Here is a 12,396-nt window from a genome sequence, read left to right on the forward strand (position 1 = left end):
ACGTGCTGTCCCCCACCCGTGCGAGAGCCACCCTGCTCGCAGCCGGCGCGGCCGTCGCCGCGCTGCTGATGGGCTCGCTCGCCGCCACCCCGTCGGCCGCCGCCGACCAGGAGTTTTGTCGCCCCGACGGGCTCTACGAGACACCCGGTGTCGCCGTCCCGTACTGCTCCGTCTACGACACCGAGGGCCGCGAGAAGATGGGCGCCGACCACCAGCGGCGGGTCATCGGTTACTTCACGAACTGGCGGACCGGCAAGGACGGCAGGCCCGCCTATCTCGTCCCCGACATCCCCTGGGACAAAGTCACCCATTTGAATTACGCGTTCGCCCACGTCGACGGCAACAACAAACTCTCGGTCGGCGCCGACGGCCCGGACAACGCCTCGACCGGCATGACCTGGCCGGGGGTCGCGGGCGCCGAGGTGGACCCGGACCTCCCCTACACCGGACCTCCCCTACAAGGGCCATTTCAACCTGCTGAGCAAGTTCAAGAAGAAGCACCCGAACGTGAAGACCATGGTGTCGGTGGGCGGCTGGGCCGAGACCGGCGGCTACTTCGCCGACAGCGGCAAGCGGGTGGACTCCGGCGGCTTCTACTCGATGGCGACCAACGCCGACGGCTCGGTCAACCGGGCGGGCATCGACACCTTCGCCGACTCGGCCGTCGCGTTCGTCAAGAAGTACGGCTTCAACGGCGTTGACATCGACTACGAGTACCCGACGACCATGAAGGACGCGGGCAACCCGCTGGACCGGACGCTGTCCAACGCGCGCCGGGCCGGTCTGGTCAAGGGTTACGCCGCGCTGATGAAGACACTGCGCGAGAGGCTCGACCGGGCGTCCGCCGCGGACGGCACCCACTACCTGCTGAGCGTGGCCGCGCCCTCGTCCGGCTACCTGCTGCGTGGGATGGAGACCTTCCAGGTCCAGAAGTACCTGGACTACGTCAACATCATGTCGTACGACCTGCACGGCGCCTGGAACGAGTACGTCGGGCCCAACGCCGCGCTCTTCGACGACGGCAAGGACGCCGAACTCGCCCAGGCGGGTGTCTATTCGACCTCGCAGTACGGCGGCACCGGCTACCTCAACACCGACTGGGCCTACCACTACTTCCGCGGTTCGATGCCGTCCGGCCGGATCAACATCGGCCTGCCGTACTACACCCGCGGCTTCAAGAACGTGCAGGGCGGCACGGACGGGCTGTGGGGCCGGGCCGCCACCACCGACTGCCCGGCCGGCGCGGGTCTGACCAAGTGCGGTGACGGCGCCGTCGGGATCGACAACCTCTGGCACGAACTGGACACGAACGGCAAGGAATCTCCGGCCGGTTCCAACCCGATGTGGCATGCGAAGAACCTGGAGAAGGGCATCGTCGGCGACTACGCCACCGACTACGGCTTCCCGGCCGGCACCACGCTCACCGGCACCTACGCCCGCAAGTACGACTCGACGCTGGTCGCGCCCTGGCTCTGGAACGCCGAGAAGAAGGTCTTCCTGTCCACCGAGGACGAGCAGTCGGTCGCCGCGAAGGCCGACTACGTGGTCGACAAGGGCATCGGCGGCACCATGATCTGGGAACTCGCCGGCGACTACGGCTGGGACGCCGCCAAGGGACAGTACGGGCCGGGCTCCACGCTCACCACGGCGATGTACGACAAGTTCAAGTCGGCCACCCCGTACGGCGCGAAGCGGTCCACCATCGATCTGCCCACCGAGGCGCTCGACATCGACGTGTCCTTCGACCAGTTCCCGCTCGGTGACTCCAACTACCCGATCAGCCCCAAGCTGAGGATCACCAACAACACGAAGGCGACCCTGCCCGGCTCCACGGAGTTCCGGTTCGACTACGCGACGTCCGCGCCGGCCAACGCCAAGGACCAGTCGGGCTTCGGCACCACGATCGTGCGCAGCGACCACACCGCCGCCGACAACATCGGCGGGCTCAAGGGCGACTACAACCGGGTCTCGCTGAAGCTGCCGGGCTGGCAGAGCCTGGCTCCCGGCGCCTCGGTCCAGGTCGACTTCGTCTACTACCTGCCCACCTCCACACCGTCGAACTGGACGGTGAGCTTCGGCGGGAAGTCGTACGCCCTCGCCGGCGACCTGGCGCGCGGCACCACCCCGGTCGACCCCGGCACGGGTACGCCGACGCCGTCGCCGGACCCGACGCCCGGTGGCGGCGGCTGCGCCGCACCCGCCTGGAGCGCGGGCTCCGAGTACGGCGCCGGCACGACGGTCGCCCACGGCACCCGCCAGTGGAAGGCCAAGTGGTGGACGAAGGGCGATGAGCCCGGCTCCACCGGTGACTGGGGTGTCTGGCAGGACCTCGGGGCCTGCTGACCCTCCCCCGTACCGCCCGGCGGTGACCGGATCGCCCCCGGTCACCGCCGGGCTCCCGCTGTTCGAAGCCAGGGGCCGGCCCGTAATCCCTGGCGGGCGTGCGACGACAGCCAGGGATTACGGGACAGCCCTCAGCCGGCCGGCGTGAACAGCTCGTCCTGGGCCGCGTCCCGGGCGGCGAGCAGCGCGCCGCGGAGCACCGCCGCGCCGCCCAGCCGCCCGGCCCTGACCTCGGTGCGCAGCGGTGACATCCGGGTCAGCCGTTCCTCGACCCGTGCCGCGAGCGCGGCTCCGCCCGCGTGGCCGACCTCGCCCGCCAGCAGCACACAGCCCGGGTCGAGGACGGAGGCGATGGCCGCGGCGCCCAGCGCGAGGCGCTCGGCGAGGGTGTCCAGGAACGCCTCGTGGTCCCCCTCCCCGGCCAGCGCGGCCCGCACGGCCGAAGCGGCTCCCGGTTCCTTGTCGCCCTCGGCCGCGCCCGGCGGCACGGCGATGCCGTGGGCGGCGGCCAGTTCACAGACCGGGGCCGAGCCGACCAGTGAGTGGAAGCCGCCGTCGCAGTTGAGCGCGGACGGCGTACCGGCCGTACCGGGCACCGGCAGGAAGCCGATCTCGCCCGCTCCGCCGGAGGCTCCCCGGCGGAGCTTCCCGTCCAGCATGACGGCGGCGCCGACGCCGTGGCCGAGCCAGAAGAGTACGAAGGTGTCGCGGTCGGCGGCCGCTCCGCCGCGGTGTTCGGCGACCGCGGCGAGGTTGGTCTCGTTCTCGACCAGCACGGTCGCCGGCAGCCGCTGCTGGAGCACCCGCACCAGCCGCCGGTGCCAGGCGGGCAGCCCGCTGGTGTCGCGCAGCTCGCCGGTGACCGGGTCGATCAGCCCGGGTGCGCCGATACCGACGCTGTGCAGCGGGCCGGCACCGGCCTCGCGCGCGGTGCGCTCCAGGAGTGCGGCGGCCCGTTCGGCGGCAGCCTCGGTGTCGGTGTCGCTGCCGATGGGCAGGGTGGCCTCGGCGAGCGTGGTGCCGAGGAGATCGGCGACGACCACGGCGACGCTGCTGGTGCGTACGTCGAGCGCGGCGAGATGGGCGCGGTCGGCGGCGATCCCGTACAGCCGGGCGTTGGGGCCGCGGCGCTCGGCGCCGGTCTCGCCGACGACCCTGATCAGACCGGCTCCCTGGAGCCGTTCGACGAGGTCGGCGACGGTGGGCCGGGAGAGGCCGGTCAGGGTCTTCAGCTGGGTGGCCGTCAGCGGGCCGTCCTGCTGGAGCAGTCGCAGGGCGAGCCGGTCGTTGATGGCCCGTGCGGTGCTCGGTGATGCGGGCATGCCGGGATCCTTCCAGATCGCTGACGTGCTGGACGTACCGGCACACTATTTATCAGGCAGGGTTCCTGATAGTTTACTGCGCGCACCGTGGAGACGGGCACCGGGGCCGCCGCAGACAGCGGGTTCCGAGAGAATTCCCAAGGGAGGGCACGGCGGTATGACAGCGGATTCCGCAGACGCGGGCTTCGGCACGGCGCAGGTGAGGCGGGCCAGGTTCGCCGTCGCCGCGGTCTTCACCGTGCACGGCACGGTGACCGGCAGCTTCGCCACCCGGGTGCCCTGGATCCAGGAGCACGCCGGGATCAGCGCCGGCCAGCTCGGTCTGGCCCTCGCCTTCCCGGCGATCGGCGCCTCGCTCGCGATGCCGCTGGCCGGCGCGATCAGCCATCGCTTCGGCGCGAAGACCGCACTTCGCGGACTGCTCGCCCTGTGGACGCTGGCGCTGGTCCTGCCCGCGCTGGCACCCAACCTGCTGACGCTGTGCGCCGCGCTCTTCGTGTACGGGGCCTCGGCCGGCATGTCGGACGTGGCGATGAACGCCCTCGGCGTCGAGGTGGAGAACCGCCTGGACAAGTCGATCATGTCCGGGCTGCACGGGATGTGGAGCGTGGGCGCCCTGATCGGTTCGGCGGCGGGAACAGTGGCCGCGCATCTGGGCACCGACGCCCGGCTGCACCACACCCTGGCCGCCCTGGTGCTCACCGCGCTCGGCCTGATCGCCTGCCGGGACGTACTGGATCTGCGCAGCGAACCCGACGAGGAGCCGCCGCCGCGCTTCACGCTGCCGCCGAAGTCGGCGCTGGTCATCGGCGCGGTGGGCTTCTGCGCGGTGTTCGCGGAGGGCGCCAGTCTGGACTGGTCGGCGGTGTATCTGCGGGACATCATGGACACCTCCGCGGGGCTCGCCGCGGCGTCCACGACGGCGTTCGCGCTGACCATGGCGATCGCCCGGATCGCCGGTGACACGGTCGTCGACCGCTTCGGCGCGGTCCGGACCGTACGGGTCGGCGGGGTGCTCGCGACGGTCGGCGGGCTGCTCGTGGTCGCCTCGCCCGACGCCGTCCTGGCGATGTGCGGCTTCGGGCTCCTCGGCCTCGGTGTGGCCGTGGTCGTGCCGCTGGCCTTCGCGGCGGCCGGGCGCAGCGGTCCGAACCCGAGCCAGGCGATCGCGGGCGTCGCCACCATCACGTACACCTCCGGGCTGATCGCCCCGTCCGCGATCGGCTCGCTGGCCGAGGCGACCTCGCTGGTCGTGTCGTTCGGCCTGGTGACGGTGCTGGCGTTCGGCCTGGTGCTGGGGGCGGGGGTGCTGCGGGCGGGCGACCGCCGGGCGGCGCCGGCCTCCGACGCGGGTGCCCCGGACGCCGGTCCCCGGAGTCCGGCAGCCACCGAGCCGCGTCCCTGAGCGGTCGCGGTGGCGGGCGGGCCCGCTCCCCCGCCCCACCTGCGTCGTCCGTGTCCGGGAAGGCACGGCCCGGCCGCGAACACCGCGCGGTCCGGCATTACCATGGCGCTGATCATTTCTGCGGCAGCGACGTGCCCGGCGAGGCGCTCGGCTCCGCACCCAACACTCAGGGAGCGACCATGGGCCTCGGCGTGCGCTGGACCTTGCACGGCGACGGAAAGACCCCCGCCCCGGGGGCCGTGGTCAGGCCGGACGAACGGCTCTCCTGGCCCCGTACGTTCGGGCTGGGCGCCCAGCACGTGGTCGCCATGTTCGGGGCGTCGTTCGTCGCGCCGGTGCTCATGGGTCTGGACCCGAACCTGGCGATCATGATGTCGGGTGTCGCGACGGCCATCTTCCTGCTGGCCACCCGCGGCCAGGTGCCCAGCTACCTCGGCTGTTCGCTCTCCTTCGTCGGGGTCGCGGCGACGATCCGGGCGAGCGGCGGCAGCAGTGCCGTGGTCACCGGTGCGGTCTTCGTCGTCGGCGCGGTGCTCTTCCTCGCCGGTCTCGCGGTGCAGCGGTTCGGTGCCCGGATCATCCACGCGGCGATGCCGCCGGTGGTCACCGGCGCGGTCGTCATGCTGATCGGTTTCAACCTGGCCCCGGTGACCGCGTCGACGTACTGGCCGCAGGACCAGTGGACGGCCCTGCTGGTGATGCTGTTCACCGGTCTGGCCGTAGTGTGCCTGCGCGGTTTCTTCTCACGCATCGCGATCTTCCTCGGCCTGGTCTTCGGGTACGCGCTGTCCTGGGTCCTCGACCGGGTCTTCGGCAAGATCCACTCCCCGGCCGGTGGCGCGGAGGCCGTGGACCACTGGCGGCTCGACCTGTCGGGTGTCGCCAAGGCCGACTGGATCGGGCTGCCGTCCTTCCACGCGCCGAGCTTCGAGTGGTCGGCGATCCTGGTCGCCCTGCCGGTGGTCATCGCGCTGATCGCGGAGAACGCCGGGCACGTGAAGGCCGTCGGTGAGATGACCGGCGCCTCGCTGGACGACAAGCTGGGCACCGCGATCGCCGCCGACGGCGCCGCGTCGATGCTGTCGACCGCGGTGGGCGGTCCGCCGAACACCACGTACTCGGAGAACATCGGCGTGATGGCCGCCACCCGGGTCTACTCCACAGCCGCGTACTGGGCCGCCGCCTGCTTCGCCCTGCTCTTCGGCCTCTGCCCCAAGTTCGGCGCGGTCGTCGCCGCCATCCCCGGCGGGGTGCTCGGCGGCATCACCGTCATCCTCTACGGCATGATCGGCCTGCTCGGCGCCCAGATCTGGCTGAACGCCAAGGTCGATCTGCGCAACCCGCTGAACCTGGTGCCGGCCGCCGCGGGCATCATCATCGGCGTCGGCGGAGTCAGCCTGAAGATCACCGACAACTTCGAACTGAGCGGGATCGCGCTCGGCACCATCGTGGTGATCACCGGCTATCACGTGCTGCGCGCCTTCGCCCCGGCACACCTCAAGACCCAGGAGCCCCTGCTGGACTCGGGCACGTCGGCGTACGACGACGAAGCCGCCCGGAATCCTGACGAGAAGCCGTAGGGCCCCCCGCCGGGGCGGCCCTCACCCGCCGGACAGGACGCGGCGCAGGGTCACGGCGAGTGCCGTGCGCGAGAAGCCGGGCGCGACCCAGGCGACATGCCCGTCGGGACGTACGAGGACGGCGCCGTCCGCTTCCGCCGTGCCGCGGAGTCCGGCCCACTGTCCGGGGACGGCTTCCCGCTGCGCCCCGGCATCGAGGGCGCGGGCGACGACCGGAATGCCCGTCGCCGCGCGGACGGCATCGGCCTCCTGACGCCAGGCCGGGCTGTCCGTCCTGGTGAGGAGGGTGAAGCCGGGGCCGCCGAGGTCGAGCGTGGAGGTGACCGCGGGCGGGCCGCCGACCAGCCGGACGTGCGGTACCCGCCGGCCGGGGGCGCAGCCCGGGTGAAAGCCCGTGGGGTCCAGTGCGGTGGCACGGCCGCCCGTTCCGGTGCCGGTGACGACGGCGGTGGAGCGGTAGTCGGCGGTCAGCAGGAGTTCGTCGTCGATGCGGTAGCCCGCGCGATTGCGGGCGCTGTCGGTGGAGATGTCGAGGACCTGGCGGGCGACCGGCCGGCGTTCGGCCTCATAGCTGTCGAGCAGGGCGTCGCCCGCGTGTCCGGCGACGACGGCCGCCAGCTTCCAGGCCAGGTTGTCGGCGTCCCCGATGCCGGTGTTCATCCCGTGCCCGCCGGCCGGCGGGATCGCGTGGGCCGCGTCACCCGCCAGCAGCACGCGTGAACTGCGGTAGGCGGCGGCGAGCCGGGCGTCCATCCGCCAGGTCATCGTGGACCGCACGTCCACGTCCAGGTCCGGGATGCCCGCCGCGGTGCGGATGAGCCGGGCCACCTCGTCGTGGTCCCGGAGGTCCGGCCGCTGCTCCGCCTCCGGGTCGAGCGGGTACTGGTAGATCCAGTGCCGGTCGTTGTCGACGGCCATGAAGCCACCGCGTCCCGGCACCGTGAGGAAGTACGAGGCGCTCGCGCGGTCGGCCACGACCTCGCCCAGCGGTGCCTCGAAGCGGACGCTGAGGTACCGCCCCAGGCCGGTGGGGCCCTCCATCGCGATTCCCGCCCCGGTGCGTACGGTGCCGGCGGCGCCGTCACAGCCGACGACCCAGTCCGCGCGCACGGAGTGCCGGTCCCCGGTGGCGGTGTCCTCGACCGCGGCCGTCACACCGTGGCCGTCGTCGGCCATGGACACCAGCCGCATGCCGAACCGGACCCGCGGGCCGGCCAGGTCCCGGGCGTGCCGCAGGAGGATGGGCTCCAGCACGTCCTGGGAGCAGATCAGACCCGGTGACGGGGTGTGCTCCTCCTCGTCCCGTACCGGGCCATGCGCCAGTCCGGTACGGACGAAATCCGGATCCACGAGGTCTCGGCCCCGGTAGAAGAAGACCTGGGAGGCCGGCAGGCCGGCCTCCCGGACGCGATCCTCCAGGCCCATCCGCCGGAAGATCTCCATGGACCGGGCCGACACTCCGCGCGCCTTCGGGTGGTCCGAGGTCTTCGGGCGGGCCTCGACCAGCAGGTGGTCGACGCCGTGGCCGGACAGCAGCGCCGACATGGTCAGGCCGATCGGTCCGCCCCCGACGAGCAGTACGGACACCTTCGACGGAACAGACATGATCCTCCCCGTACGCATGACCGACCGACCAAGTAACGACTAACTCTTTAAATTGACGTTACCATGGGGCCGGGCGGACCGGAGCTGAGCAAAGGAGACGCGATGAGCGGCAATGTCCCCGGTGACGACAGTCCACGAGGCCTGTACTTCCTGACCGACCTGATCAACACGGTCCAGGACAACGGCCCGGCGAACGCGGCCGATCTCCGGGCCGTACTGGAACGCCACGGCGGCCCGCCCCTCTCCCTCACCGAGACCACCGCCGGGGAACTGCGCGACGCCGCGGCGTCCCTCGCCGGGATCCTGGAGCTGAGCGACGAGGACCGTGCGGCCGAAGCGATCAACGACCTGCTCGACCGGTACCCGGCCCGGCCCCGTCTGGTCCGGCTGCCCGAACGCCCCTGGACGCTCCACTCCCGGGCGCCCCAGGGCGCGGAACCCGCCCGCTGGCTCCTGTCCACGGCCGCCCTCGCGCTCGCGCTCTGGTTCAGCGAGCGCGGGTACTGCGCCTGGGGCCGGTGCGCGGCACCGGGCTGCCGCCGCTACTTCATCGACACCGGCCGCCGGTCTCCGCAGCGCTACTGCTCACCCCGCTGCGGCACCCGCGTACGCGTCGCCGCGCACCGCGCGCAGCGCAACCGGTGAACCGGCGGGCCCGGCACGCCGAGGCGGGAACCGTTCGCCCGATCCGATGAACCCCTCGGCTCATCGGTGCCGTGGCGGGCGCCCGGCTGGGACGCTGCCCGCATGGCGCAGTTCGAACAGACACAGGGGTTCCCGGCGGGGGACGGACCGGTCGTCACCGCTGTCCCCGACATCGACGAGGTGATCGGCCGGATGCGGGCGCTCCGCTCCGCCCGGCCGCCGGTGGGCGGGGCCGAGGACGGGGTCGCGGACGGGGTCGCGGTCTTCAACCGCGTCTATCTGACGGTCACCGAGACCGTCCGGCGGCAGATGGAACGCGGTGCGTTCCCGGACCGGCGAGCCGCCACCACGCTGGACGTGCGGTTCGCCGAGCGCTACCTGGCGGCGGTCGACGCCGAGGCGGCGGGAGAGCGGACGCCCGACTGCTGGCATCCGCTCTTCCAGTACCGGCACCATCCGGGCGTACGGCCGCCGCAGTTCGCCCTGTCCGGCATCAACGCGCACATCGGCCACGATCTGCCGCTCGCCGTGGTGGACACCTGCCGCGCGCTGGGCTGCGCCCCGCCCGATCTGGAGGACGAGTTCGACCGGGTGGGCGATCTTCTGCTGATGCTGGAGGAGCGGATCCGGGAGGATCTGATGCCGGGCCCCGATCTGCTGGAACTGGCGGACCCGCTCACCCATCTGTTCGGTTCGTGGAGTCTGGAACGGGCCCGCGAGGCCGCCTGGTCGACGGCGCTGGTGCTCTGGCGGCTGCGTGAAGTGCCGCTGCTCGCCGAGGAGTTCCGCCGTCGGCTGGACGCGGGGGCGGGGCTGGTGGGGCGCTTTCTGCTCACACCCTGCCGCTGACGGCGCGCCCCCTTGCGGGGGCAGCCGACGCGCGCACGCCCCTCCCGGCGCCTCTCGTCCGGATGTTTCCGGGCTCGATCCGGACGGACGACGCTAGAAGCAGTCGCCGTACCAGTGGACCGCGCCGGGTGCCGTGACCGTGGCCCGCACCGATTCCTCGGTGGCGTGCAGCGGGCGTGCCATGCCGACGCGTTCGGTCACCCGCCAGGTGTCCGCCAGCAGCACCGGCAGCGCGGCCCGGACGTCGGGACCGTCGGGGAGCCGGACCCGGGCCCGGCTCAGTCCGGCCGCCCTGGCGCGTTCGCCGGCGGCGGCGAACAGCCCGCCCAGGCTCTCGGGGGCGCCCGCGAACTCGCGCACCTCCAGGAACTCCCCTTCGTGCCGGGCCACCAGCCAGCCGGCGAGCACCCCCGACACGGGGTCCTGGGCCACCAGCGACCGCTCGACCGGCCCGTACCAGGCGGGCACCCGCACCGCCCAGTCCTCGGCCGCCCGCACCGAGCTGAGCGGCCGGTCCACGTTGTACGCGTGGTGCAGGGCGGCCACCTCGGCGGCGTCCCGCACGGTGGCCGGGCGGATCCGGAACTCCCCGAGGGCGGGCGAGGGCGCGAGCGTCCCCTCGGTGTACGTGCCGGCGAACTCCTGCCATCCCGAGCCCCGGTAGACACCGGGCGTCCCGGTGAACAGCAGCGACCAGGCGCATCCTTCGGCCGTCATGGTGCGTTCCGCCGCCTCCAGCAGCCGGCGCACCAGCCCCTGGCCGCGGGCCTCGGGGCGGGTGGCGACGCTGCCGATGCCACCGACCCGCTGCGGGGTGCCGTCCGCGTCACGGATCAGCCTCGGTACGTGGACGACGACCGCGTCGATCCCCTCCCCCTCGGCGCTCTGCGCGACGAAGGTGTGACGGTGGCGGTCCGGATCGAGGGCGTACAGGTCGGCGATCTGCGGGGCTTCGAAGCAGCGCCGCCACAGGGCGGCCAGTGCCGGGTCGTCGGCCGGGGTGGCGGTGCGGATCGTGGCGGTCACAGGGTCAGGTTCCCGTCCGTGCGCGCCTTGTCGCCGTTGACGGGCATCGCGCTGCGCTTCGTACCGTCCTCCACGCACGTGGTGTGCAGGACCGAGGCCAGGGCCTCCGGGGCGAGGTGGAGAGTGCCGCCGGTGAAGCGGCTGCCCGTCGCCGCGTAGTGGTTCGTCCCGTCGGCGATGCGGACATGGGCGGTGTCCGGGCCGGCGGCGGAGCTGCTGAGACCGTTGATGTCCCAGGTGGTCCGCCCCTCGCCGGCGGCCCGGCCGAGCAGTGCCTTGGCCTTGTTGCTGCCGGTGAGGCGGGCGCCGCCGGTGACGGTGATCCGCTGGTCGCGCACGGCGCTGAGTTCGATGCCGGTGTTGTCGTAGCTGCCGCCGTCGATCCGCAGATCCGCCGAACCGACCGAGATCGGTGCCGCGTTCTCCGCGCCGGTGACCGTGCAGTCGGTGAAGTGGACGGGGCCCGCCCCGCGCAGGACCGCGCCGTCGACACCCTTGAACGTGCAGCGTACGAAGTGCACGGGCGCGGTGACCGGGGTCTGGACGAGGACGGCTCCGGCGGGCGGTTCGAAGGAGCAGTCGCTGATGGTGGTGGGCCGGGTGGAGCGGGCGGAGCGCTGGGCGACCGCGAAGGTCTTCGCGGTGCAGCCGCGCACCTGGGCGCCGTCGGCGTTGACGGTGAGGGTGCCGGCCTGGTCGAAGGTGGGGCGGGCGATCACCGTGATGTCTTCGAGGGTCAGGTCGGTGATCTTGGTGTTGGCGGTGAACCAGGAGCAGACGTGTCTGCGCACCGTGATCCGCTTCGCCGAAATACCCCACTGGGACCCGGAGTTGGCGATGTCCATCAGACCGGAGTTGCCGTCGAAGAGCAGATCGTGCTCGTACTGCCCGTGGGTGGTGAAGGGGTTGCCGCCCGCGTCGTCGCCGTCGCCGTGGCAGTTCACGACGGTGCAGTAGGCGGAGGCGGTGAGGTCGTTGAGATGGCGGACATTGCTGGTCGTGCAGTCCGCGACCCGTCCGTAGAGGCAGTAGATCTGCTGGGTGAGGTAGCCCGCGCCGCCGTACTCGACGGTGGGCGGGTTCTTCAGGGAGCAGTCCTCGGTGCGGAAGCGGGTGCACCAGCGGCGCATGATGACCGGCCAGAAGGTGCCGGTGGCGTGGATCCCGGAGACGTCGCAGCCCACGGCATACTCGAAGCTGACCGGGTGGGAGCCGGTGTACTCGTCGGGGCCGGCGCCCTCGAAGACCATGTTGCGGATGTGGGTGTCCCGGACCGGTTCGATGCGGGTCCAGGTGAGGTTGCGGCCCGCGGCGAGTTCCCAGCCGTTGAGGTAGCCGATCCGGATGTGTCCGGCGTCGACGATCTCGGTGATCTCGACCAGCTTCTGCAGTTCGCGTTCGTCACCGCCGCCGCCCGCGACCGGGTCCACCTGCACGGCCCACCACTGCCCGACCGCGAACGCCTTGGCGTCGGGTACCGGGAAGGTGTCGGTCAGCTCGATGACCTTGCCGGAGAGCGCGTGCTTGACGGTGGTGTCGGTGACGGTGCCGCGGAAGGAGAGGACGGCGCCGAAGGGGTTGTCGTGGGTGTTCTTCTCGATGCCTTCGGTGCGTATGCGGT

At 72.2% G+C, this 12,396-nt stretch carries 8 protein-coding genes and 1 pseudogene; 5 read left to right on the top strand and 4 right to left on the bottom strand.

Annotated elements, in window-relative coordinates:
• The first annotated feature begins 2 nt into the window (after positions 1-2).
• Positions 3-2,343, top strand: a pseudogene (locus tag ABZ622_RS32080) (glycosyl hydrolase family 18 protein).
• Between the two features lie 131 nt (positions 2,344-2,474).
• Here the strand turns inward: ABZ622_RS32080 and ABZ622_RS32085 are convergent.
• Positions 2,475-3,665 carry an ROK family transcriptional regulator gene (locus ABZ622_RS32085; protein ID WP_360549207.1) on the bottom strand — a complete coding sequence of 397 codons (1,191 nt, stop codon included), beginning with the start codon at positions 3,663-3,665 and terminating at the stop codon, positions 2,475-2,477.
• Between the two features lie 157 nt (positions 3,666-3,822).
• Between ABZ622_RS32085 and ABZ622_RS32090 the strand changes: the two genes are divergently transcribed.
• Positions 3,823-5,070 (top strand): MFS transporter, encoded by a 1,248-nt coding sequence (locus tag ABZ622_RS32090; protein ID WP_360549209.1) that lies wholly within the window; start codon positions 3,823-3,825, stop codon positions 5,068-5,070.
• A gap of 179 nt (positions 5,071-5,249) precedes the next feature.
• A complete protein-coding gene (locus tag ABZ622_RS32095; RefSeq protein WP_360549211.1) occupies positions 5,250-6,650 on the top strand; it encodes a solute carrier family 23 protein in 1,401 nt (466 codons plus the stop codon).
• Positions 6,651-6,671: 21 nt separating this feature from the next.
• On the opposite strand, the gene ABZ622_RS32100 is transcribed toward ABZ622_RS32095, so the two are convergent.
• Positions 6,672-8,255: an FAD-dependent monooxygenase gene (locus ABZ622_RS32100; RefSeq protein ID WP_360549213.1), complete on the bottom strand. Its 1,584-nt coding sequence runs from the start codon at positions 8,253-8,255 to the stop codon at positions 6,672-6,674.
• Positions 8,256-8,357: 102 nt separating this feature from the next.
• On the opposite strand from ABZ622_RS32100, the gene ABZ622_RS32105 reads away from it, so the two are divergent.
• Positions 8,358-8,900, top strand: coding sequence for a CGNR zinc finger domain-containing protein (locus ABZ622_RS32105; RefSeq protein WP_360549215.1), 543 nt, complete (start codon positions 8,358-8,360; stop codon positions 8,898-8,900).
• A gap of 102 nt (positions 8,901-9,002) precedes the next feature.
• Entirely contained in the window at positions 9,003-9,749 is a 747-nt protein-coding gene (locus ABZ622_RS32110) for a DUF5995 family protein (protein ID WP_360549217.1), read from the top strand.
• A gap of 93 nt (positions 9,750-9,842) precedes the next feature.
• Here the strand turns inward: ABZ622_RS32110 and ABZ622_RS32115 are convergent, their stop codons facing one another.
• Both ABZ622_RS32115 and ABZ622_RS32120 read right to left on the bottom strand, forming a co-directional pair.
• Complete coding sequence (locus ABZ622_RS32115) at positions 9,843-10,775, bottom strand: GNAT family N-acetyltransferase (RefSeq protein WP_360549219.1); 933 nt, start codon at positions 10,773-10,775, stop codon at positions 9,843-9,845.
• On the bottom strand, positions 10,772-12,396 hold a 1,625-nt coding region (locus ABZ622_RS32120; RefSeq protein ID WP_360549221.1), incomplete at its 5' end, for a peptidase C14. The genes ABZ622_RS32120 and ABZ622_RS32115, both read right to left, overlap by 4 nt.

Origin of the sequence: Streptomyces sp. NPDC007164 (assembly GCF_040634135.1) — a bacterium.
GTDB classification, from domain to species: Bacteria; Actinomycetota; Actinomycetes; order Streptomycetales; family Streptomycetaceae; genus Streptomyces; species Streptomyces sanglieri.